Source organism: Bacillus sp. LH1 (assembly GCF_057924895.1).
Genome location: NZ_CM175007.1, coordinates 5,116,734 through 5,139,424 on the forward strand (window position 1 = coordinate 5,116,734; position 22,691 = coordinate 5,139,424).

25 protein-coding genes are annotated in these 22,691 nt (G+C 35.2%); 3 read left to right on the forward strand and 22 right to left on the reverse strand.

Annotation, left to right across the window (positions count from 1 at the left end; translation table 11 throughout):
- Positions 1-12: 12 nt before the first annotated feature.
- Positions 13-498, reverse strand: a complete 486-nt coding sequence (locus ACX9TM_RS26475; RefSeq protein ID WP_001080707.1) for a VanZ family protein — start codon at positions 496-498, stop codon at positions 13-15.
- 111 nt (positions 499-609) lie between these two features.
- On the opposite strand from ACX9TM_RS26475, the gene ACX9TM_RS26480 reads away from it, so the two are divergent.
- The gene (locus tag ACX9TM_RS26480) at positions 610-834 is read left to right on the forward strand and encodes a DUF1659 domain-containing protein (RefSeq protein WP_000963861.1); all 225 of its coding nucleotides are present in this window, start codon (positions 610-612) and stop codon (positions 832-834) included.
- A 116-nt stretch (positions 835-950) separates the two neighbouring features.
- Positions 951-1,166: a DUF2922 domain-containing protein gene (locus ACX9TM_RS26485; protein ID WP_001197593.1), complete on the forward strand. Its 216-nt coding sequence runs from the start codon at positions 951-953 to the stop codon at positions 1,164-1,166.
- A gap of 21 nt (positions 1,167-1,187) precedes the next feature.
- Here ACX9TM_RS26485 and ACX9TM_RS26490 read toward each other — a convergent pair whose 3' ends face one another.
- Entirely contained in the window at positions 1,188-1,586 is a 399-nt protein-coding gene (locus tag ACX9TM_RS26490; RefSeq protein ID WP_000731405.1) for a DUF4359 domain-containing protein, read from the reverse strand.
- Between the two features lie 192 nt (positions 1,587-1,778).
- Between ACX9TM_RS26490 and ACX9TM_RS26495 the strand changes: the two genes are divergently transcribed.
- Positions 1,779-2,285, forward strand: coding sequence for a competence protein ComK (locus ACX9TM_RS26495; protein ID WP_000997459.1), 507 nt, complete (start codon positions 1,779-1,781; stop codon positions 2,283-2,285).
- 55 nt (positions 2,286-2,340) lie between these two features.
- Here ACX9TM_RS26495 and ACX9TM_RS26500 read toward each other — a convergent pair whose 3' ends face one another.
- From ACX9TM_RS26500 to ACX9TM_RS26595, 20 genes are all read right to left on the reverse strand, one after another.
- Complete coding sequence (locus ACX9TM_RS26500) at positions 2,341-2,811, reverse strand: sigma-70 family RNA polymerase sigma factor (RefSeq protein ID WP_002026588.1); 471 nt, start codon at positions 2,809-2,811, stop codon at positions 2,341-2,343.
- A gap of 219 nt (positions 2,812-3,030) precedes the next feature.
- Positions 3,031-3,711 carry a YknW family membrane protein gene (gene yknW, locus ACX9TM_RS26505; RefSeq protein ID WP_000387922.1) on the reverse strand — a complete coding sequence of 227 codons (681 nt, stop codon included), beginning with the start codon at positions 3,709-3,711 and terminating at the stop codon, positions 3,031-3,033.
- Positions 3,712-3,825: 114 nt separating this feature from the next.
- Entirely contained in the window at positions 3,826-5,028 is a 1,203-nt protein-coding gene (locus ACX9TM_RS26510; RefSeq protein ID WP_000054365.1) for an ABC transporter permease, read from the reverse strand.
- Positions 5,025-5,705 carry an ABC transporter ATP-binding protein gene (locus ACX9TM_RS26515; protein WP_000631624.1) on the reverse strand — a complete coding sequence of 227 codons (681 nt, stop codon included), beginning with the start codon at positions 5,703-5,705 and terminating at the stop codon, positions 5,025-5,027. Before ACX9TM_RS26515 ends, ACX9TM_RS26510 begins: the two co-directional genes overlap by 4 nt.
- Positions 5,702-6,895 carry an efflux RND transporter periplasmic adaptor subunit gene (locus ACX9TM_RS26520; RefSeq protein ID WP_000937319.1) on the reverse strand — a complete coding sequence of 398 codons (1,194 nt, stop codon included), beginning with the start codon at positions 6,893-6,895 and terminating at the stop codon, positions 5,702-5,704. Before ACX9TM_RS26520 ends, ACX9TM_RS26515 begins: the two co-directional genes overlap by 4 nt.
- A gap of 243 nt (positions 6,896-7,138) precedes the next feature.
- The gene (locus tag ACX9TM_RS26525; protein WP_000477602.1) at positions 7,139-8,473 is read right to left on the reverse strand and encodes an MFS transporter; all 1,335 of its coding nucleotides are present in this window, start codon (positions 8,471-8,473) and stop codon (positions 7,139-7,141) included.
- A gap of 19 nt (positions 8,474-8,492) precedes the next feature.
- The gene (locus ACX9TM_RS26530) at positions 8,493-9,527 is read right to left on the reverse strand and encodes an ABC transporter substrate-binding protein (protein WP_001225641.1); all 1,035 of its coding nucleotides are present in this window, start codon (positions 9,525-9,527) and stop codon (positions 8,493-8,495) included.
- Positions 9,524-10,306, reverse strand: coding sequence for a DUF3919 family protein (locus tag ACX9TM_RS26535; RefSeq protein WP_006925814.1), 783 nt, complete (start codon positions 10,304-10,306; stop codon positions 9,524-9,526). Before ACX9TM_RS26535 ends, ACX9TM_RS26530 begins: the two co-directional genes overlap by 4 nt.
- Positions 10,307-10,372: 66 nt before the next feature.
- Positions 10,373-11,803, reverse strand: a complete 1,431-nt coding sequence (locus ACX9TM_RS26540) for a HAMP domain-containing sensor histidine kinase (RefSeq protein WP_033696092.1) — start codon at positions 11,801-11,803, stop codon at positions 10,373-10,375.
- Positions 11,804-11,814: 11 nt separating this feature from the next.
- On the reverse strand, positions 11,815-12,486 hold the full coding sequence (locus tag ACX9TM_RS26545) for a response regulator transcription factor (protein ID WP_000699556.1): 672 nt from the start codon (positions 12,484-12,486) through the stop codon (positions 11,815-11,817).
- Positions 12,487-12,606: 120 nt separating this feature from the next.
- Positions 12,607-13,599 carry a UDP-glucose 4-epimerase GalE gene (gene galE, locus ACX9TM_RS26550; protein ID WP_050279543.1) on the reverse strand — a complete coding sequence of 331 codons (993 nt, stop codon included), beginning with the start codon at positions 13,597-13,599 and terminating at the stop codon, positions 12,607-12,609.
- Positions 13,600-13,682: 83 nt separating this feature from the next.
- Positions 13,683-14,513: an SGNH/GDSL hydrolase family protein gene (locus ACX9TM_RS26555; RefSeq protein WP_065381939.1), complete on the reverse strand. Its 831-nt coding sequence runs from the start codon at positions 14,511-14,513 to the stop codon at positions 13,683-13,685.
- A gap of 98 nt (positions 14,514-14,611) precedes the next feature.
- Complete coding sequence (gene tagU, locus ACX9TM_RS26560; RefSeq protein WP_065381938.1) at positions 14,612-15,526, reverse strand: polyisoprenyl-teichoic acid--peptidoglycan teichoic acid transferase TagU; 915 nt, start codon at positions 15,524-15,526, stop codon at positions 14,612-14,614.
- Positions 15,527-15,637: 111 nt separating this feature from the next.
- Positions 15,638-16,477: a dTDP-4-dehydrorhamnose reductase gene (gene rfbD, locus ACX9TM_RS26565; protein ID WP_065381937.1), complete on the reverse strand. Its 840-nt coding sequence runs from the start codon at positions 16,475-16,477 to the stop codon at positions 15,638-15,640.
- Positions 16,478-16,480: 3 nt separating this feature from the next.
- Positions 16,481-17,500, reverse strand: a complete 1,020-nt coding sequence (gene rfbB, locus ACX9TM_RS26570; RefSeq protein ID WP_065381936.1) for a dTDP-glucose 4,6-dehydratase — start codon at positions 17,498-17,500, stop codon at positions 16,481-16,483.
- Between the two features lie 11 nt (positions 17,501-17,511).
- Complete coding sequence (gene rfbC / locus ACX9TM_RS26575) at positions 17,512-18,069, reverse strand: dTDP-4-dehydrorhamnose 3,5-epimerase (RefSeq protein WP_044306717.1); 558 nt, start codon at positions 18,067-18,069, stop codon at positions 17,512-17,514.
- Between the two features lie 13 nt (positions 18,070-18,082).
- The gene (gene rfbA / locus ACX9TM_RS26580) at positions 18,083-18,976 is read right to left on the reverse strand and encodes a glucose-1-phosphate thymidylyltransferase RfbA (protein WP_065381935.1); all 894 of its coding nucleotides are present in this window, start codon (positions 18,974-18,976) and stop codon (positions 18,083-18,085) included.
- A gap of 73 nt (positions 18,977-19,049) precedes the next feature.
- A complete protein-coding gene (locus tag ACX9TM_RS26585) occupies positions 19,050-20,105 on the reverse strand; it encodes a glycosyltransferase family 4 protein (RefSeq protein WP_065381934.1) in 1,056 nt (351 codons plus the stop codon).
- 19 nt (positions 20,106-20,124) lie between these two features.
- Positions 20,125-21,573: a lipopolysaccharide biosynthesis protein gene (locus ACX9TM_RS26590; protein WP_072770166.1), complete on the reverse strand. Its 1,449-nt coding sequence runs from the start codon at positions 21,571-21,573 to the stop codon at positions 20,125-20,127.
- 62 nt (positions 21,574-21,635) lie between these two features.
- Positions 21,636-22,682 carry an acyltransferase family protein gene (locus ACX9TM_RS26595; protein WP_065381932.1) on the reverse strand — a complete coding sequence of 349 codons (1,047 nt, stop codon included), beginning with the start codon at positions 22,680-22,682 and terminating at the stop codon, positions 21,636-21,638.
- Between the last annotated feature and the right edge of the window lie 9 nt (positions 22,683-22,691).

Below are 22,691 nucleotides of genomic sequence, written 5' to 3' on the forward strand. Positions count from 1 at the left end.
CTCGAAATGAGATTAGCGCTTTTTTCTATTCCAAAACCAATTACTTATTATAATTCCCGTTAATCCGCCGCACGTATCAAGCAATGAATCTTGCCACATTGGTGTGCGGTCTCCCGTATACCATTGGTGAATTTCATCAAATGTTGCATAACCCGCAACGAAAAGAAGGGCATATATAAAACATCTTTTCCTCGAATGACCTGATCGATGAAAAGCGTAATAAATCAATGAACCTAGCATAAAGAACACCATAAAATGAGCACCTTTACGAAGGAAAAACTCAATAAATCCGCCTACACCTTTATTCGCAATACTAACAGGGGTTCCTCCACCATAATCAATAGATACCCATGAAAAATGCTCTTTCACAAATTCAACATTTACATATTGTTCAATATCTGAACGCATATCCTGCTTTTTATATGGTTGTGCCGAAGAATAGAAAATCAGCCCCATCCATAGTAATACAGGAATCCAAAATAACCATTTACGATTCATTATCCAGAATTCTCCTCTCTTAATCTTTTAAGGGTACCAAAAAAAAGAAAAAATTTCACGCCAAAACATGACATTTGTACCCTATTTATAAAGTGAAAGGAGGTGATACACATGGCAATTGAAACAATCGTAATGGATTTAACTTTACGTCTTGTCTTAAACAACGGATTAGATAAGAACGGCAAAACAGTTTTCAAGAGCAAACAATTTAAACGTGTTAAAACAAATGCGAGCTTAGATCAAGTACACAACGTAGCTCATGCTCTAGCTTCCTTACAAGCATCACCACTTCACGCTGTACAACTTGTAAGCACATCAGATCTTTCTAAACTATAAAGTAAAACTCGGATCAGTGGGGATTTTAATCATCCCCGCTGATTATTAGACCGCAATTTAACCGGCAGACCCAAATCCCATAAATAGCTTGATAAATACAAAGGAGGGAATAACACATGCAAGTACTAGAGTTGATTTTCGCAAAAGAAGATGGAAAAACAGTCGTTTTTTCTATCGATACGCCCATCACACCAATCGATGCACAAGTCGTAAATCAAGTAATGGATACAATCCTCGCCTCATCTGTATTTTCATCCATTGATGAAAATACACGAAAAAAGGGAGCTCGCCTTGTAGAAAAAAATGTATCTGAAGTTCCAATTACTCTATAAAATGAAAAAGACGAATCTGCATCATTTTGCAGATTCGTCTTTTTTCTTCGGCATTTCAATCGGAATAAAAATCTTTGAGAAACCGACGCATACGTACTTATAATGTTCTTCACCTATATCAAACTCAGTCGTATATGTTGAGAAGAATATATAATCATTTCGCTTCGTATAATGATCAATTAATAACCCAACTTGTGGCTCAACATACTTTTTCGCTAACTTTTTACCGGCCGATGCCAAGTCGCCAAGGAGACCCTCTTCATTCTCTTTTTGAACTTCATCTAGCTTCTTACTCACATCATTACGCTTCATAAACTGCTTCGCTGCCCATTCTGTATATTCGCCCTTACTCGGATTACTGTTTGCTAAATATACTAGGAGAACGACAACTAAAGCCATAATAATATACTTTTTCTTCATACTATATCACCGCCTACTCTTTTCTATTTTCATATATATGTACAAGCGATGCAAATTAGAAAGACTATCACCTATTGATTGTAAACGAATAGCCAAAATTTACAATACAAAACAAAATATTAACACCGAGTTTACTTATTCCGTATATAATTATATTCGAAATATTAATTTCATAAGGGAGGACTTAAAATCATGAATGATGAAAATAACATTATTATTTCTAGTTCTACTATGATGCTTGTTCCATACAATCACCCTTATTATCGTACAAAACTTATCGACAGTAGCGGAAATGATCTTCGTTCCTGCCAAACCGCATTACAACTTATCAAAAAATCTTGCTTAACCCATATTCACTCTACTTATCAAGGTAGACGTAATGCAGTCCAAACAAATTTTAGATTCAAACAAAACGTTCCAATTCCAATTAATCATCGGGAATACATTTGTACTTTTCCAACAGAATCTCCTTCATCTCCAAACTGTATATGGCTATTTTATAACCACATACACGATATAGACTTTTGCCAAAAGATTAAAAAGGCTAAAATACATTTTTCAAATGGCACTACAACAACAATATCTATCAGTCCCCATAAATTGCAGCAACAATTATTAAAAGCTGGATACATACTATCTCGTATGAACATGCAAGATTCACTACAATTTAAAAACCCCTTGTTACATTTACTACATTAAACTAACAAATAGAATGGAAAGCAACATCTCTTGCCTTCCATTCTTATATTAATATTTATCCTCTTACACTATCTCTCATTTTCTCAAGTGCTTGCCGATACATCCATCTTACTTGATAATATGTCATTTCCGTCTCTAAAGCGATTTCTCCCATCGTCTTCCCTACAAAAAAACGTTCAAAAATAATATACTTCTCCTTCTCATCTAACACGCTCATAAAATCCTTCACTCTTATTTCAACATCCTCAAAATGAAAGATATCCTCATACTCACCTACACATACACATCTCTCCTGCACTGCGAACTCTTTCTTCAATCTCTCTAATATATAACCACGCACCGTTACAACTGCATATGCAGGGAAATACCCCTTCTTTGCATCAAATCTTTCATACGCATGCCAAAGACCAATTAAACCACATTGATAATACTCTTCATAATCTTTACGAATACCTAATTTCTTTATTTGATTTACAATCATCCCTTCATACAAAACAACTGCCTCTTTAAAAGTCGCTGGCTTCACACAGTACCCGTTTCTAAAAGGTATACCTTTCTAGTATTCCGCGGTACCTTCACAATATAAAAATAAAGAAAAGATTTCACTGTGAGTCATTTCAAATACTACCGACGGAATCTGAAATTACACTATGTAGAATTTGAAATTCTGTTGGTGGTATTTGAAGTAAGGGTAAAAATAAAAAGGGTGACTCTTGGAAGAGCCACCTTTTTCTAAAAGAATAAATTATGCACCAAATTTTGGAGCTAGACCACTTAAACTAGTAAATCCAACTGAAAGAATAAAGAAAATAACAATTAAAATCGTTGCTTGTTTTTTACTTAATCCAGCCGTAATATGTAATCCTAATCCCATTACAACTAATGTCCAAATATTGAAAACTTCGAATGATGAAGCAGCACCATGAGCAACTGTACCTGGCTCAAATAAAGTTGCTAAACTTGTATAAGAAGTTTCAATATCTCCACCAAGAATCATTCTAATAATAAAGTTCACAATTGCACCTAAAATTGAAATCGTATATGTGTAGACATAAATAGATAATAATTTCATGTATGAAGTATCATTACTCATAAACATCATAATCACTTTATAAATAGCTGCCGCAATGAAGAACCAAATCGCAGTACCAAATAGCCCTCCAACAATACCTGCTCCTATTCCGAAGTAACCAACAACTTTAGCCGTTTCAGCATCAGGCACCTCACTCATTACATCAGGATGATTCATTACTTGATACATGCTAATCCCTGCAATTACAGCTGTTAATATAATGAAAAGGAAAAATGCCCCCCATACTGGACTTTTCGTCTTCATTCTCTCAAATTGCTCACCTGGAGAAGTAATCATTCCTAATAATGATGGCTTCTTCGCACCTACATCTTGCGTATTAATATTTGCTTCCATTATAACGCCTCCTTCTATTTATATAACCCGTTCTAACGGGCGGTTCACTTCCTCACGCAAGAGGCTACGAACCGCCCACTAGAACGGTAATGTGTAGTTCTACTACACTATTAATTACTCATAACGCAATGCTTCAATTGGATCTAATTTCGCAGCTTTGTTCGCTGGAATTAATCCGAAAATAATACCAAGTGTCATCGAGAACAGTACGCCTCCAACGACAACTTCCCATGAAACGAGTGGTGGCCATTTTGCGAATGTAGAAACGATATATGCTCCGCCATACCCAAGGCCAATTCCGATTAAACCACCTAGAAGCGTCAACATAACTGCTTCAATTAAAAACTGTAATAAAATTTTACTACGCGTTGCTCCAAGCGCTTTACGTATCCCAATTTCGCGCGTACGCTCCGTTACAGATACAAGCATGATGTTCATAACACCGATACCACCAACGACTAATGAAATACCAGCGATACCACCGATGATCATTGTCATAATGTTAGTAACTTTAGAAACATTTTCTTGGAATTCTTTTAAATTAACCAGTTCATATTTACCCGGAATTTCACTTGGCTTACGGCTATTTAATACATCAACAGCTTGTTTCCCTGCTGCTTCTAAATCGTCTACATTTTTAGCTTGAATTGCGATACTTTGAATTTCATCTGTTCCGTATAAAACAGGCCATAACGTAAGAGGGATTAACGCTTCTTCCATTTCAAATCCCATAAATTCATTATCAGATGTATACACACCGACAATTTGCATCGGTTGTCCTTTCATCTCAATAATTTGTCCTACTGGATTTACACCCTTAAATAACGTCTCTTCTGTTTTTGTACTAATCATCACAACGTTATTTGCATGAGAAATATCTGATTCATTTAAAGTACGTCCCTTTACGACCTTTACTTTATTAACCGCAAAATATTCATTATCAAGACCAATAACATTCAAATTTGCTTTTTTATCATTTACATCAAGCACCTCTGTCGTCTGGTTTGTCGTAATAACATGTGAAACATCTTTCACTTGTTTTACTTCCAAAATATCCTCTTCCGTTAACTTCGGCATTTCAAATCCACCTATAGCAAACTCATCATTAATATCTGGTTTAAATTGAATTGGCATAAGGTTATTACCACCAGAACCTGCGAATTTCGACTTCAGCATCGCTTCTCCGCCTTGCCCAATTGCAACGACTGTAATAATCGAACCTACCCCGATAATAATACCGAGCATCGTAAGAGCTGAACGTAATTTATGAGCTAAAATAGAAGATAGGGCAATTTTTATACTATCTAGTAAACTCATACCGCACACCTTCTATCTTCTGTAACTTTCCCGTCTCGCAGTACAATGCGGCGGGAAGAATACGCTGCTACTTCCTCTTCATGCGTAACCATAACAATCGTCGTACCTTCTGCATTAAGCTTCGTGAAAATATCCATAACTTGCTCACCAGACTTCGTATCAAGTGCACCAGTCGGTTCATCAGCCATAATGAACGTTGGATTATTTGCAATCGCTCTTGCAATCGCTACACGCTGCTTCTGTCCACCTGATAACTCATTTGGTAAATGATGCACGCGATCTGCCAATCCAACTTTACCTAACGCCTCCAAAGCACGCTTGCGACGCTCCGCTTTCTTCACGCCACCATATACGAGCGGAAGCTCAACATTTTCCACTGCGGAAAGACGAGGTAGTAAATTAAAATGCTGGAATACAAAGCCAATATATTCATTACGAATTAAAGCAAGCTTTGACTCGTCTGCTGTTAAGATATTCACATCGTTCAGCATATATTCGCCTTCTGTTGGACGATCTAAGCAACCAATAATATTCATAAGTGTCGACTTACCAGAACCAGACGGTCCCATAATCGAAACGAACTCACCGCTCTGAATTGTTAAACTAATACCATGCAAAATCGGCACTGCCAATTTCCCTTGATAATACGTTTTAGCAATATTATTTAACGTAATCATTTCTCTTTCACTTCCATTCCGTCATACACATCGTCGGAAGGATTTTTAACCACCTTTTGCCCCACTGTTACGCCTTCAGTAATCTCTGTCCAGTCTCCATCAGTAGAACCTTTTTTCACATTTTGTTTACGAAGCTTTCCTTTTTCCTCAACATAAACAAATGCATCATCGCCTTTTTCTACAATGCTTTTACTTGGAACAGCAATCATCGTCTTATTCTCTAAGTTTACTTGCAGAGAAACGTGATAACCTGGAGATAAACCATCTTGACTATCAAGGCTAGCTTTATATGTATACTGAGACATATTTTGAGTTGCTTCACCCATGCCGCCAGCTTGCGCCATCTCTGCACTTGTTGGGAACTCACTTACCTCTGTAATCTTACCTGTCCACTTCTTCTTATTATTTGCTTTTGCAGTTACAGTGAATGTTTGATCCTTTTGGATTTGTGACTTTTGAAGCTCAGTTAACGTACCTTGAACTTGGAATGGATCTTTAGAAGCTACTTGTAAAAACGCTTTTCCTTGACCACCTAACGCTTGAGATGAACTTTGTGCCGCATCTTTATCTAACTTTTGAACAACACCAGCAAAATTGCTATAAATCGTAAGTTCTTTCTGCTTCTTACTTAACTCTTCTTTCTGCAACTTTCCTTTTTCTTTCTCAAGGTCAATTGTTTTTTGTCCTATCTCTAACTCGTTTACTTGCTCGTCCATCGGATCTGTTACTTCTTTCCCCGCTCCGCTATCTTTCGCCTTCTTAATTTCTTTCTTCAACGAATCAATCTTCTTTTTCCCTTGATCATAACGCATATCCGCCATCTTCTGATCAAGCTCAGCTTGCTTCATTTGAAGGTTAATCTCTTCATTATCATAAGAGAATAACTTCGTGCCTTTCTCTACCTCTTGCCCTTCTTTTACCTCAATATCTTTCACTTTCCCTTTGGCCGGATCTGCATAGAAGCTTTCAATATTACCAGGCTTCACCTGACCAGAAATTAACTTCGTATTATTCAGCTTACGCTCTGTCACTTTCTCAAAACTTACAGCATCAGCATTTGTTGATGCGCCCTTCTTCTTACCTTGCATAACAAAAATATTAATTGCCGCTACAATAACAATTAGTGCAATAACCCCAATAATAATCCATTTCTTCTTCTTGTTTGGAGTACGAACCGTATTTGGTAACATATTCTCTCTCCCTTTATAAATTAATAGTTTAATAAATAACATAATTGTATAAAACTTTCTGAAAATAAACTGTATATTATTACAATCTTTTTACAAAGTTTTACACATCCATTTATATTGTAACAAAAATTCCAATGATTAGAAATATGACATTATATCTTTTAAGATAGATTTAAGGAAAGATTATATTATATAGAAAAAGCCATCCAAAATGATAATTGGATAGCTTTTTCAAACAAAATATTATGCTACTTTAGGGTCTTTTCTCTCATGTCCACGTTGAACAATAAATAAGAAGATTGTTGATAAAACCGCTCCTGTTAATAGTAAGATGAAACAACCATCCCAGCCAGAACTATCAACAATAACACCAATTGCTGCGTTAGCTACAAGACTTCCGCCTACATAACCAAATAGACCACACATACCAACTGTCGTACCTACTGCAAATTTCGGTACTAATTCCATCGCACTTAAACCGATTAAGAACTGTGGTACATAAATTAAACAACCGATAATAGAAACTGCAATACTTACAACAAGTACGCTAGTTGCTTGCCAATATATAAACGTACCAATAACAACTCCAACCATACTAATAATACATAATGGCATACGTTTTCCTTTAAATAATTTATCACTTAAAAAACCAACGATTAATGAACTTGGAATTGCCATACCTTCAAAGATTGCGTATGCCGCATGCGCTTCTGCTTTTGAAAATCCTTTAACTGTCGTTAAATAAAGTGGAACCCAGTTAATAACACCGAAACGAATTAAATAAACAAAAGCATTCGCAATACATAAGAACCATACAAATTTATTTTTCACTACATACTTCATTAAAATTTCTTTTGGTGACATCTTGTTAGCATTATCTGCTTTTTCAAGATTTTCATAGTCATTACGATACTCATCAATTGGAGGAAGACCTTCAGATTCTGGTGTATCCTTCGCATTGATCCAAACAAGAACTGCAATTACCATTGCGATAATCGCTGGGAAAATAAATACGCCGCCTTGCCAATGATTTTCACCGAAAATACCTACACCAATTCCGACAAGTGGTGGCACAAGCATTCCACCAACGTTATGTGAAATATTCCAAAGACCTGTTTTCGTACCACGTTCTTTCTTCGAGAACCATTTCGTCATAACAATACTACAAGGTGGTGCTCCCATACCTTGCACAATACCGTTAACAACAAGTAATGTAACAATCATCCCAAATGATGAGGCAAAACCGAAACAAATATTTACAAGCCCTGATAAGAATAAACCGACTGCGATAAAGCGCTGGGCGAAAGCTTTATCTGATAAATTCCCCATAAAGAACTTACTAAATCCATAAACAATTGCCATTACTGAACCTAGTAGACCAATTTCAGCTGTACTAAAACCATATTCTTGTACTAAATACGTACTTGATAACGTAAAGTTACTACGAACTAAATAATAAGCAGCATATCCAACTGAAATGCCGATTAACACACGAATACGTAGTAATCGATATACACGGTCGATCATATCCGCTGGCAATCTTTCAATTGCAGGTGCTGGCTTGAGCCATTTAAACATATATTTTCGTCTCCTTTTCTCACTTCAGAGAGAGACGCTGTCTATTCCATATCTCGATTATTCCGCTATTTGATATATTTTGGTTTGTTCTTCTAACCGGCTGTCCTTCTATTTCTTTCTCATTCTTCGCAAACATCGTTGGTACGCCAAACGACACTTTTTCTAAAATATGCCCCGCTTCTTCTGATAAACAATAATCAATAAATAAATCCGCAATAATACCACTCGGTGCACGTTTTAGTTTCGAAATCGCATTAACAGATAACCCTGTTTGCTCAGGTTCGTTACTTAAAATCGGAAAGCCTTGTTTTTGAAGCATTCTCTGATCTCCCATAAAGTTGATGCCTATCATATATTCACCGCTCGCAACAAGTTCTGCTGGGATGTAACCATTCACTGTTACTTCTCCAACTTGTTCCGCCAGATTCTTCACATATTCCTTCGCTTCCTCTTCACCTAACGTATCAATCAGTGATTGAAAAAACGTATATGCTGTACCTGAAACATTTGGATCGGGCATGACAATCTTTCCTTTATATACTGGATTCAATAAATCTTTCCATCTTAACGGATACGAGAGACCGAGCGGCGCTATTTCCTCGTTCCACCGCTCTTTATTAATCGCAATTGCCAGCTTCTCCACTTCATAACCGTACCAATAACCATCTTTATCTTTAACAGTTTTTGAAATACGATTTGCATGTTGGCTTATCACAGGAATAGAAAGGTTTTTTTGCTTCATCATTTGATGCGCATCTACTGTACCGCCAATAATAATATCCGCCTTCGGATTTCCAGCTTCTTCTTCCACTCTACGAAGAAGTTCTTCTGTTGAAAGACGAATAAATTCATACGTACATCCGCGCGGCTTACAAAATGATGAAAGTAACGCTTCACCAACTTCCTCACGAGCCGCCACATACGCAACAATATGACGATCATCCAAAATAGGGAGACCATTTTTACTATATTTAATAGAGGTTGTATCTCGAGAGCAACTAGACATCGCTCCTCCAATTACTAGCAAAAAGAAGAAAAAGGCTATCTTTCTCATGACGCATTCTCCTTTACGAATAACTCTGCTAGAGAGCTTTTCATATACATGACATTTCCGTTATTATCACCGAGATATTGCACAACAAAGTACGATGGATACACAGAAATCGTAAGAATATCTTCACGATCATTCTTTACACGCTTACCTGTTTTATAAGCTGTAATATAAGCAATCGGTTCATTCTGCGATTGTAATAACTTCTGAATTTCTCCGTAATCTGTAATTTGCTTTGCGTATCGAATAGAATCAAGTATGTGCGTAAGATTGATAGTACGTACCACATCACCTTGACGTACTACGACATCCTTTGCTGAAGCAAAGAAATCACTAATACGCTCTGGCGTGTAATACAGGCTTAATAAATACGTTTGAAGTGCTGAAATCATCGGATCCATGCCATTCTTTCCGTATACATTTTCCCCATACTGGAACAAGTCACCTACTGCAAAAGTACGCTTATGTCCATTCAAGTACGTTACTTCTCCAGTAAATACTTGTTCTTGGCTCTTAACGCCCTCAGGCTCTATTCGAATTCGGTCAAAGAATGAAACAATCGTATGCAAACGAACTTCATCCGTTACAACGATTTCTCCCCACTTTTCATGTCTTACTTTCACTTCAATGGGAAGAGATTCATTCACCCTTTGTAAAACGGCTTGTTTATCATTTACAATGTTAATTCGATTATAGATTTGCTTCTCCATAACATAAAACAAAACAAGAGAAACAATCATACAAATGACAAACATAAGAATTTGAAATGATAGCCTTTTCATTTCTGCCTACCTCCAAGATAAAAAAACGTTGTTTCGAAAATACCGCATAATTGTTTCATAAATGTATCATTTAACCGCTTTCAAGTTTTTTATGTCTTCCATCCTTCTCGGAAGCAAAAATGTAATGAATATTGTAGTACCTATTTCTTCACTACTCTCAATCCGCATGCTTCCGCCCTGCTTATTCATAATCTCCTGACAAATATACAAACCATAACCATTCCCGTAACTAGAAGGAAGTGCCTTTCCTTTCGGAGATTCATTCCACTCTGCAAGCACCACTTCATCTATACCGATCCCATCATCATGAACAAAAACCTTCGCCTCATGCTCATTTACAATTACATTCATACGAATGTGAGAAGCATCACTATACTTAATTGCATTATCAAGCACATTTAAGAAAATTTGCTTCGTCTTATCAAAATCCGCAACAACATGTACATCTGTTAACTCATTTATCACTTCAATTTCAAACTGATTTAGGCGAGGTTTCACAATTGAAACTGCTTCCTCTGCCAATTCCTTTATGTTCACAACTGTAGGTGACACTTCAAACGTACTCGTTCCATATTTCGAGGACTTAAGCAGCTCCTCTACAAGTGATAATAAACGCTCACTTTCCACAGCCACATAACGGAGACTTTCCTGTACATCTTCTTTCGATTGTAACTTCGGAATTAAATCAACATAACCGATAATTGCCGTTAGCGGTGTTTTTAACTCATGCGTAATGCGGTCTAGGAAATCTTTCTGCTTCTCTTTCTCCTCCTGCAACTGCTTAATATGCAGCTCAATTCCATCAGCCATCGCGTTAAAAGATGCTGAAAGCTGAGCGATTTCCACGTACTCATTTAACTCAATCTTACTCTTATAATCACCATTCGCGAGCCGCTGTGCCATTTGTCTCAACTGATCAATTGGTTTATGAAGAGACTTCGCCAAACGAATTGCAAAGAAAATACCGGTAGCTACTAAACAAAGAGACGTCATTAAGAACGTCCAGCTCACATTTGTTAAAACTTCCTTCTCACCCGTTAACTCATTTATAAAACGAATACTTCCAATGACATCGTTTCCATAATAAACCGGGCTTGAAAACAAAAGAATAGGAGCTGGATCCGCCTCCTCAAAAACATAAGACTTCTTTCCCTTCAAAGAACTCTCAATGTCGATGTTACGGTGAAGCAATGCTCCTTTTTGTGTATCTGCAACAACATCGCCATTCTTCCCAATCATCTGCACACGGACATCCATACGCTTCGCTAAATACGACGCAATTAAAAGTGAATTCGGACCAAGCGTATCTACTTCTGCTTCCTTCTCTAAATAATTCATCGTATAAATTTGTGCTTCTACACTTAACTTTTCTAAAGAATCTGCTGCATTATGATACATATTCTTTTCTAACGTAATATAAACAACTGCATATAAAAGAACAAAAATCGGAATTAACAGCCCAACTATTCCGAACACCATATTTCGCTTTAAAGACATACCATCACCACTTAACAATCCAGTTTATAGCCAACGCCATAAATTGTCTTAATATATTCTCCACTCGTCCCAAGCTTCTTGCGAAGTCTCTGCACCATAATATCAACTGCTCTCGTATTTCCGATATACTCAAATCCCCATACTTTCTCAAGCAACTCATCCCTCATAAACACACGCTGCGGATTTGAAACAAATAACTGACATAAATTAAACTCTCGGTACGTTAACTGAATCTCTTGTCCACTCACATGTACCTTTCTTTCCTTAGGACAAATCACGATCTCTCCAGCCTCAATTACTTCATGACTTACAGCAGTCTCCGTCTTCTTTACACGCCGCGCCATATTCTTAACCCGAAGAATAAGCTCCGCATAATTAAACGGCTTCGTCACATAATCATCAGCACCAAGCTGCAATCCAAGCAACTTATCATTCATCTGACTCTTTGCCGTTAACATAAGTACCGGAATATCCCTATCCCTCTCACGGAACAAACGAAGCAACTCATACCCATCCGTATCCGGAAGCATAACATCCAAAATCAATACATCCGGCCCTTCATTCCATCGCTCTAAAGCTTCTCTCCCATCAGCCGCTGCCAACACTTCATAACCTTCCATCTCCAACTGCATCCGAATCAAATTACGAATACTCGATTCATCATCAACCACAAGTATTTTCATCATTCTCCTCCTTCCATCATGTATTATAGTACAGTTTAGTATAGCAAAAATCGTACAAAAAAAGAGAGGGTATTGTCGAACATATTTTGTCGACGATACTCTCTCTTTCACTTATTATATTTATTTAGCATATCCATTCGGTTGCTTTTGATGCCAATTCCAAGCATGTTCAATGATTGTCTTAACATTTACATACTTAGGATCCCATCCTAGCTTCTCTTTCGCTTTCTTAGAAGAAGCAACTAAACGTGCTGGATCGCCCGCACGGCGCGGTGCTACCTCAGCCGGAATTTCATGATTTGTAACTTCGCGAACTGCATCAACGATTTCTTTTACACTGAAACCATTACCATTTCCTAAGTTATAGAAATCACTCTCTCCGCCGTTCTGCAAGTCTTTAAGCCCTAAGAAATGAGCCGCTACTAAATCTTCAACATGAATATAATCACGGATACAAGTACCGTCTGGCGTATTATAATCATCACCAAACATCATAATCTTCTCACGTTGACCTAAAGCCACTTGCAGCACAAGAGGAATTAAATGTGTTTCTGGACGGTGATCTTCCCCAATAATACCATTTGGAGTTGCACCAGCCACGTTAAAGTATCTGAAAATCTTATAACGTAAATTAGAAGCTTGGCTATACCAATGAAGCATCTTCTCGATTGCTAACTTCGTCTCTCCATACGTATTCGTTGGATTCGTCATCGTTTCTTCAGTAATAAGATCAACATCTACCTCACCATACGTTGCCGCAGTAGAAGAGAAAATAAACTTATCTACCTTAAACTCATCCATTACCTCTAATAAACAAAGTGCACCATACACATTGTTATTATAATATTGAAGGGGCTGCTCCATACTAACTCCAACTAAAGAATCGGCTGCAAAGTGCATAACCGCCTCAATATTTTCTTGTTTAAAAACATCCCTTAAAAAGGATTTATCACGAAGGTCGCCATTATAAAACTTCGCGCCTTCCATAATTGCATCTTCATGACCAGTTTGTAAGTTATCTACTACTACTACAGATAAACCTTCGTCTACTAATTTTTTCACAGCGTGAGAACCGATGTAGCCAGCTCCGCCACAGATTAGGATTGAGTTCATTGTTTGCCTCCTACTATTTCAGATATCTTAATTATAAAAGGAAAAGGTATACGATAACTCGTACACCTTTTATCTCTCCTTCATTACTTAGCTACAAAATAATCAGTTACATACTTCGCCCAAACGTCATGTCCTTTTGCACTTGGGAAACCGAATTCTTCTTGTAGGTATGGTAAAATTGCTTTCGTTGAAGCATCCGGCCATGCTCCCCAATGATCAATATATGTATAATTATTTTGCGTCGCAAATTGTTTTAATGCTTCAATCGATTTCGGATAATTCTTCGCACCATAAACTGGATTTGATGGTTGAATCATAATTGTAGCACCCTTTGCACTATTAGAGAGTGCTTGAACGAACTTCTGTGTATTTGCGACAGAGTTTCCATTACCAGTTTTACCGTTATCAGTAATAAATGGTGGCTCAAATAAAATTACATCTGGATTCTCTTTCGCAATCTCTTTATCACGCTTATTCACGATTAACTCTTCTGTGCTTTCACCCTTATATTCCTTTACAGTCACATTCCATAAACCTTTACCGTAAGCAGTTTCTAAATTAGCTGTTAACTTAGCTGCCCAAGCACTTTTTTCAGATGAAGAGGCTTCATCACCAACAATAACAAGATTTACTGCCTTTTTATCCTCAGCAGCTTTCTTTAACTTCTCTTTCACTGCATCTGGCAAGTTCTTCGCGTATGCCTCATTAAAAGATGACTTCGCATCTTGTTTTTTCTCTTCTTTTTTCTCTTCTTTCTTTGCTCCGCTATCTTTCACTTCAGCCTTTGTTTTCGTTACTTCACTTGTCTGTCCTGTTGCATTTGCAATCTTCTTATTCCAGTACAATTTACCACTCACAATCGAAGCAACAAACAATACAAAAACAACAAGAACAAGTACTGCTTTCTTATTCATCAATTCACCTCATCTATTAATCTCACAACATATAATATTAATATAAATCCATGCAAAAATAAACCCAACTCCTTCCAAAGGAGTTGGGTTGTTACATATTACTTAGTCAATTCAAGATGCGCTCTTAACTTATTCGTTAAATCTTGTTTCGCTGCATCTGGAACATAGTAATACCAAATACCATCAGCGGCTTTGTGACCATCACCTGGGATTTGAATTTCTTCACTATTCTGCATGCAATCTTTATAGTTCTTTTGAATATCAAACATTTGATCTTGCGTTAAACTTGTTTTAACGTTTTTCTCAATCGCTTTTAATACATCACCATAGCTTGCTAGAGAAGATACACTTGCACCCTTCTTAATTACAGCTTGAATAACTTGACGTTGGCGCATTTGACGACCGAAGTCACCACGTGGATCTTCATAACGCATACGAGTATACTTTAATGCTGTTTCACCATTTAAATGGATGTTACCTTTAGCAAAATGTTGCTCCCTTGACGTAAACTCCAAATCATTATTTACATCAACACCACCAACAGCGTCTACAATATCTTTGAATCCAGCCATGTTTACCTCAATGTAATGATCGACTGGTACATTAAGAAAATTCTCTACTGTTTTTACAGCCATATCAATGCCACCAAAAGCATAGGCATGGTTGATTTTATCTTTTTTCCCTTTCCCTACAATCTCCGTATAAGAGTCTCGTGGGATACTTGTAATTTTCATAGATTTTGTTTTTTGGTTTAAGGTAAATAACATAAGTGAATCGGATCTACCTGTTCCATTACCTTCTTGATCTACACCCATCAGTAAAATAGATACAGGTTTATTATCCGCAATTTCTACTTTCTTATCTCGTTTATCAGACTTATCACGATCCAAAGGCTTATGCACTGTCTTTAACGTATTAGATACATTAGAATAAACAGTATATGCATATACACCACCAGCAATAACAAGAACACCAATGATACCTAGAATCCAAAATAGAATCTTTTTCTTCATCGTTTTTCCTTCTTTCAAATAACAAATTCAACAACCTTATTCTTACTATTATTCCACATAAAACTATACAGATTTACAAATCATTTGTAAACTACTGATTCTTCCACTATCTTATAGCTTCTTGAGAAAATCTTTTAAAGCTTCCTTCCAATTTTGAAGCGATTCAAATCCATTTTCTTCAATCATCCCTTTATCCAGTACTGAGTACTTAGGACGTGCGGCAGGCCTTGGAAAATCTTCGGTCTTTAGTGGATTGACCACTATTTCAATATTAGATTGCTTGAATATCTCTTTTGCAAACTCATACCAAGAGCACACCCCTGAATTAGAACCATGATATACTCCATATTTATCAGTTTGTACAAGACTAATAATAAATCTTGCTAAATCAGTGGTATAAGTTGGTGAACCCACTTGATCATGAACAATCCCTAATTCTTTATTCTCCTCTGCCAAACGTAGCATCGTCTTCACAAAATTATTACCATATAAGCCAAATACCCAAGACGTTCTAACAATATAACTTTTTGAACAATACTCTTGTGTATACTGTTCTCCAACTAATTTTGATTTACCGTATACAGTCTGAGGATTCGTTTGATCATCCGCTTTATATGGAGTATCTTTTGTTCCATCAAAAACGTAATCAGTACTTACATAACAAAACTTTGCCCCTACTGCTTCAGCAGCTTGAGCTAAGTATTTTGTTCCTTCAGCATTGACTTTAAAAGCAGCTTCTTCATCGCTTTCCGCTTGATCTACTTTTGTATATGCTGCCGTATGAATAATAATATCGGGCTGAATTAGTAATACTTTCTCGCTTACTTGTTTTTCATCTGTAATATTTAACTCTTCTCTGCCGAACCCAAAGACTTCCCATGTCTGTTCTTTTAATAAACTTACTACATCTTGTCCTAACTGACCTTTAGCTCCTGTTACTAATACCTTCATGTTTTATACCTCTAATCTATTAGCATATTGATTCTTGAAGTATTCTTGGTATTCTCCAGAAATAATATTTTTCCACCAATCTTGATTTTCTAAATACCACTTAATAGTTTGCCCAATACCTGTGTCAAAATTGTACTTTGGTGACCAACCTAATTCTTCACGAAGTTTTGTCGCATCAATTGCGTAACGGCGATCATGACCTGGACGATCTGTAACATACTTAATTAGAGATTCTGGTTTATCCAATGCTTTTAAGATTGTTTTTACGATTTCAATATTTGTACGTTCGTTATTTCCACCAACATTGTACACATCACCATTTTTACCTTTATGAAGTACTAAATCAATTGCCTGACAATGATCCTCAACATGTAACCAATCACGTACATTTAAACCATCACCATATACAGGTAATTGTTTATCATTTAGTGCATTAATAATCATTAAAGGAATTAACTTCTCTGGGAAATGGAATGGTCCGTAATTATTTGAACAACGTGTAATATTTACTGGTAAACCAAACGTTTCATGATAAGCACGAACTAATAAATCTGCACCCGCTTTACTTGAACTATACGGGCTATTTGATGCCAAAGGTGTTTCTTCCGTAAAGTAACCAGTTTCGCCTAAAGTTCCATATACCTCATCTGTTGAAACTTGCAAGTATTTTTTTACTTCCGCATTTTTAGCAGCATCTAGTAATACTTGTGTACCTTGAATATTCGTTTGAATAAAGATATCAGGATTTGTAATACTTCTATCAACATGTGATTCTGCTGCAAAATTTAACACATAATCAAATTTTTCTTCTTTAAATAATTGGTTAATAAACTGACGATCTGCTATATCGCCTTTGACAAATTTATAATTAGATAATTCCTCAATATCTTTTAGATTTTCTAAATTACCTGCATATGTTAACGAATCTAAGTTTACAATATTATATTCCGGATACTTCTTCACCATATATCGAACAAAGTTACTTCCAATAAACCCTGCGCCACCTGTTACTAATACTTTCATATTATTCCTCCTTATTTCTCGTACACAAAATTAATATTTGCTTCTTCTAATAATGGATGTTTAGTATCCTTTTCTGAAAGGATTGGTTCACTCACCGGCCAATCAATTCCTAAGGCTGGATCATTCCATAGAATACCAGCATCATGATTAGGAGAATAGTATTCATCTACTTTGTAAGCCACTGTTGAATTTGGCACTAATGTACAAAATCCATGTGCAAATCCTTTCGGTACGACTAATTGGCGTTTATTATGTTCACTTAAAATAACACCAACCCATTGTCCATATGTAGGTGAACCTTTTCGAATGTCAACAGCTACATCATAAATAGCACCTGTGATACAGCGTACTATCTTTGTCTGTGCTTTAGGATTTAACTGAAAATGTAATCCACGTAATGTTCCGGCTGGTACAGATAAAGATTGATTATCCTGAATAAATTCGTAATCTAAACCAAGCTTATCAAAGACTTCTTTATTATAACTTTCCATAAAATACCCGCGATGGTCGCCAAATACCCTAGGCTCTAAAATAACTACATCAGGAATTTTAGTTTCAACAATCTTCATTATAAGTACTCCTTTATTGATAAATTGGTTGTTTTTGTTTACTTTGTTCTGCCAATCGAATCAAGTATTGACCATATTGATTTTTTTTCATCGGCTCTGCTAATTCAAATAGTTGCTCACGGGTAATATATCCTTTTCTAAATGCTATTTCCTCTAAACAAGCTACTTTTAAACTTTGACGTTTTTCAATTGTTTCAATAAATTGAGATGCTTCTAATAATGACTCGTGCGTGCCAGAGTCTAACCAAGAAAAACCTCGACCAAGAATTTCAACGTGCAACTCTTTTAATTGTAAATAAACTTTATTTATATCAGTAATTTCCAATTCACCACGAGGTGATGGCTTAATATTCTTTGCGATTTCCACAACCTGATTATCATAAAAATATAAACCCGTTACAGCATAATGCGATTTTGGCTCTTGAGGTTTCTCTTCAATAGAAATAGCTCTTCCATCTTCATCAAATTCTACTACCCCAAAACGTTCTGGGTCATTTACATAATATCCAAAAACAGTTGCTCCTTCTTGACGTTCTACAGCATTTTGTAATAATTTTGTTAAACCATGTCCATAGAATAAATTATCACCAAGAACAAGAGCTACAGAGTCATCGCCAATAAACTCTTCTCCAATAATAAATGCCTGAGCTAATCCATCTGGGGAAGGTTGTACCGCATATTCAAGCTTTATTCCAAACTGTGAACCATCTCCCAGTAACTCCTCAAAACGAGGCGTGTCTTGTGGTGTAGAAATAATCAGAATTTCTCGAATACCAGCAAGCATTAGTACCGATAATGGATAATAAATCATTGGCTTATCATATACAGGTAATAATTGTTTCGATACTGCTTGTGTTAGTGGATATAAGCGTGTTCCACTACCGCCAGCTAAAATAATACCTTTCATTATTAATCTTACCTCCGTCAAAAAATTATAATTCCAAATATAAAACAGCTATATTTAAATTAAACAAGTTTTATTATTTCGAATAAATTGCTTTCTCAAATTTAGCTGTTGCGTTCTCCCATGTCATTCCTTTTACAGCCTGATAGCCCCCAATGGAAATTTTCTTTAATAATTTCTCATCATGTATCAATAATTCGATGTTTTTTGCCATCTCCTCTATTTGATAAGGTTCTGATAAAAGAGCTGTTTCTTGATGCTCACCTATATCTTTCATACATCCCACGTTAGTCCCAACAACTGCACACTGACAAGACATAGCTTCTACAGCCGTTAATCCCCATCCTTCATATCTACTTGGGAATATATATATATCATTATTAGAATATAAATCCGATAAGGTTTTCCTATTCGGTTTCTTATAAAATTTAGCATAATCAGGTATTTTAGCATTATCACTTGTTCCAAATAAAGTTAGCTCTACATGTGGATATTTCTTTTTCACTATTTCAAAAGCCTTTAAACCATCTATATAGCCCTTTAATTCTAACTCATGATACATCATTAGGATTTTTGTGCCCTTTTTAAAACCTTTTCTAATATTTTCTGTACCAAAATCATTACCATTATGAACAACATGCACTCTCGGGCTATCAAAATTATTCATTAATAAATTCCGAAGTTCATTTGAAATAGTTATATGCTGGAGATCAAGTCGGTAACTGGTGTCTACCAATTCCTTAGGACCACTCCAATCCTCATATGCTTGCACAAAATAAAATTTTTCACCCTTATCCTTATCTAATTCATATACAGAATACGCCGTAGGCCACGCTGTCGCAATTACAGCATCGGCCTTACGTACAAAAGTGTCTCCTATATAGGGAACCAATTTAATTTGAACATTTAAATCAAACCAATTTACTTTATTACGTCTTTTAATAGAGTTGCCAATACTGGATTTTATTCTTCTTAAATTTCCCTTGACTCCATAATTATCAAATTTATATGCTAACATCGGAGCATAGCAAACTACGTCGTGCCCCTTTTCCTGCAAACGGTTTGCATATTCAAACGCAACCCTAATTCCCCCTGTTGCATATGTAAAGGGAAGTATAAAGTTTATTTTCACCTATTCTTCACCTCTAAGCTTATATCTTATTAGTTTTATTTTTTTTTAGTTTATTTTTTATTACCGTACTTCCCATTTCGAAATACTCCTTCAAATCCTTCCTATTAAAAAACAAATCTACAACTATTAATAAAATTATACTACAAGCAGAAACAAGAAAATTATGCGTTATGAAAAAATATACAGCTATCACATTATTCGCTAAAATTTTGAATAAATCATAGCTAATATTGATATTCCTTGTCATCAATTTATTTGAAATTAGTGTATTACAAATTAATAAAATTAATATTCCTGTATTACTAAACAATATTACTCCTATTAATCCAAGTTTATTAACAAATAATAGATTCAACATTAAATTTATAGTAATTGAAACAACCAATGGGTATAGCGAATATGTGGTTTTCCTTGTAAGCTGTGGTCCAAATCCAGAAAAATAATTAAAACCATGTATATATATTGGTAAAATCATTAATGGAATAATGTAAAGTGCTTCTCTGTAAGATGTAGACAATGTGGCCACTAATAACGGTAACACTAAAAATAAACCTGAAATCACTAATTGCATAAAAATACCATAAAAATTCTTATACTTTCTTACGATATTTTCAAATTCTATATCTCCCTTATATTTATCATAGTAATTGTACAACTTGGGTTCCCAAAAGACTAAAAATGAATTAACAAATAAAATTGTAATTGAAGCAAATTTTAACCCTACAGAAAATACACCTAGTACCTCACTACTTAGGTAAGTTGAAATTATTAGCCTATCTATCGTAGACTGCAATAACCATAAAAATATAGAAGGCAGTAATGGTAAGCTATATTTTAAAGACTTTTTGATCACATTTTTACTTTTAATAGACTGTTTTTCTAGTTTTTTAACATTTTTATTAAATAATATAATGTTAATTATCATACTGAAAACAGCTGAAAGAACAGTTGAAATAATGAGGGCCATTATACTTTTAAACACCATTGTTAAAATAATTGTAATTACAAATGTACAAAATTGACTAAGAAATATCGCTAATGAATATATCTGACCCAAGCCATGAAAACGTATAGTTCTAGTATATATATCTTGAAGGGCAGTAAAAGCAGCCACTATCACCGCGCACGCGAAGAAGTATAAAGAATTTCCAAGACCTTCCTCACTATAAAGAATATAATAACTTACCCCTGCTAGACTGATGATAATAGAGATCACACTATATAATCCGAGTAATCTATTTCTAACTAATGCCCCTTCTTCTTGATTGTATGTTCTTAAATAATATTGTTCTGTTCCCAAAGTAATCATAGGTGTCAAGTACATCACTAAAATTGTAAATAAAGTAAACGTACCAAATTCTTCGAGTGTAATATAGTAAGAAATTATCGGTAATGAGACAAATGAAAATAATCTAGCTATAAATGGTCCAAACATAAAAAAGATCATTTGCTTAATATTATGGTACAAACTATTCTCTCCTCCATCTATAAAGCTCGCTTTGAATTTCTTTTTAGCATATATATTTAAAGCTATCGTTTGATTTGATAATCCCTACCTAATTTCCCAACTATAAATTTCCCCCACCAAAAACAATTCAAAATATGTGCTGAAATAGCAGAGGCCACAATACTACCTATAAATAGAACTACAATAATTAAAGGCGAGTTTTCGTTAGTAAAATAAGAATAAATCTTCTCAAATACTTTTATATAGAAAACGTGTAATAAATAAATACTAAATGAATACTTACTTATTAAATTCACTAAATTTGGTACACTATCCATACGACTAAATATAGAATATAACGCTAAAATTGACATGGTAGTAAAAATTAAAATATCTACTCTTTTGGAACTAACCAGAGTTAAAATACCACTGTTATTCAAAAGTACCACTAAAAAAGCAGATAAACATGTAATCAAGTATATAACTTTTTTATATCGAATTACCTTTTCTTTGAATTCCGTATAATATATCCCACAATAATATGCTAAACAAAAATAAAATAGCCATCCAACAAAAGGCACCCATGAAAAACGCAACCAAATATATTCTCCTATAGCATTATCAGGAACTGGAATGAAATTAAAGATAGCTAAATAGATTACATTTATAATAAATGCAATTAATAGTACTTTTTTTACATTTGCACGCCTAAAAAATTCAAATAATACCGCATGCAGAATATAAAATTGCATTATAATCAAAATAAAATAGCCATGAAAATCACCTAAAAATATATTTTTTGCCGACTGTAATACAAAAGCATGTAGAAAATCTTCCTCCTGATATGTATACTGTAAAGCATAAAATAATCCCATAACTGTATACGGGATTAAAATATACCTTATCCTTTTTGTTAAAAAGTGCTTTGGAACCCCATCTTTATATACCTTGGATATTACTAACTCTGAGATAAAAATAAACATCGGTGTTCCAAAACATAAAAGGATTCTTAAATTATTTAAGAATCCTTTTTGATTAAAATCTATTAAATCTAAATATGATGTAATACTATGTAACAAAACCACACTTAGACAAGCAACAACTCTCAAAAAAAATACTTCTTTAATCATATTTTAATG

What these genes read in the sequence shown, in the direction of transcription:
- ACX9TM_RS26475 (WP_001080707.1), bottom strand. Translation starts at nt 498, where the DNA reads ATGAATCGTAAATGGTTATTTTGGATTCCTGTATTACTATGGATGGGG.
- ACX9TM_RS26480 (WP_000963861.1), top strand. Translation starts at nt 610, where the DNA reads ATGGCAATTGAAACAATCGTAATGGATTTAACTTTACGTCTTGTCTTA.
- ACX9TM_RS26485 (WP_001197593.1), top strand. Translation starts at nt 951, where the DNA reads ATGCAAGTACTAGAGTTGATTTTCGCAAAAGAAGATGGAAAAACAGTC.
- ACX9TM_RS26490 (WP_000731405.1), bottom strand. Translation starts at nt 1,586, where the DNA reads ATGAAGAAAAAGTATATTATTATGGCTTTAGTTGTCGTTCTCCTAGTA.
- ACX9TM_RS26495 (WP_000997459.1), top strand. Translation starts at nt 1,779, where the DNA reads ATGAATGATGAAAATAACATTATTATTTCTAGTTCTACTATGATGCTT.
- yknW (WP_000387922.1), bottom strand. Translation starts at nt 3,711, where the DNA reads ATGGAAGCAAATATTAATACGCAAGATGTAGGTGCGAAGAAGCCATCA.
- ACX9TM_RS26510 (WP_000054365.1), bottom strand. Translation starts at nt 5,028, where the DNA reads ATGAGTTTACTAGATAGTATAAAAATTGCCCTATCTTCTATTTTAGCT.
- ACX9TM_RS26515 (WP_000631624.1), bottom strand. Translation starts at nt 5,705, where the DNA reads ATGATTACGTTAAATAATATTGCTAAAACGTATTATCAAGGGAAATTG.
- ACX9TM_RS26520 (WP_000937319.1), bottom strand. Translation starts at nt 6,895, where the DNA reads ATGTTACCAAATACGGTTCGTACTCCAAACAAGAAGAAGAAATGGATT.
- ACX9TM_RS26525 (WP_000477602.1), bottom strand. Translation starts at nt 8,473, where the DNA reads ATGTTTAAATGGCTCAAGCCAGCACCTGCAATTGAAAGATTGCCAGCG.
- ACX9TM_RS26530 (WP_001225641.1), bottom strand. Translation starts at nt 9,527, where the DNA reads ATGAGAAAGATAGCCTTTTTCTTCTTTTTGCTAGTAATTGGAGGAGCG.
- ACX9TM_RS26535 (WP_006925814.1), bottom strand. Translation starts at nt 10,306, where the DNA reads ATGAAAAGGCTATCATTTCAAATTCTTATGTTTGTCATTTGTATGATT.
- ACX9TM_RS26540 (WP_033696092.1), bottom strand. Translation starts at nt 11,803, where the DNA reads ATGTCTTTAAAGCGAAATATGGTGTTCGGAATAGTTGGGCTGTTAATT.
- ACX9TM_RS26545 (WP_000699556.1), bottom strand. Translation starts at nt 12,486, where the DNA reads ATGAAAATACTTGTGGTTGATGATGAATCGAGTATTCGTAATTTGATT.
- galE (WP_050279543.1), bottom strand. Translation starts at nt 13,599, where the DNA reads ATGAACTCAATCCTAATCTGTGGCGGAGCTGGCTACATCGGTTCTCAC.
- ACX9TM_RS26555 (WP_065381939.1), bottom strand. Translation starts at nt 14,513, where the DNA reads ATGAATAAGAAAGCAGTACTTGTTCTTGTTGTTTTTGTATTGTTTGTT.
- tagU (WP_065381938.1), bottom strand. Translation starts at nt 15,526, where the DNA reads ATGAAGAAAAAGATTCTATTTTGGATTCTAGGTATCATTGGTGTTCTT.
- rfbD (WP_065381937.1), bottom strand. Translation starts at nt 16,477, where the DNA reads ATGAAGGTATTAGTAACAGGAGCTAAAGGTCAGTTAGGACAAGATGTA.
- rfbB (WP_065381936.1), bottom strand. Translation starts at nt 17,500, where the DNA reads ATGAAAGTATTAGTAACAGGTGGCGCAGGGTTTATTGGAAGTAACTTT.
- rfbC (WP_044306717.1), bottom strand. Translation starts at nt 18,069, where the DNA reads ATGAAGATTGTTGAAACTAAAATTCCTGATGTAGTTATTTTAGAGCCT.
- rfbA (WP_065381935.1), bottom strand. Translation starts at nt 18,976, where the DNA reads ATGAAAGGTATTATTTTAGCTGGCGGTAGTGGAACACGCTTATATCCA.
- ACX9TM_RS26595 (WP_065381932.1), bottom strand. Translation starts at nt 22,682, where the DNA reads ATGATTAAAGAAGTATTTTTTTTGAGAGTTGTTGCTTGTCTAAGTGTG.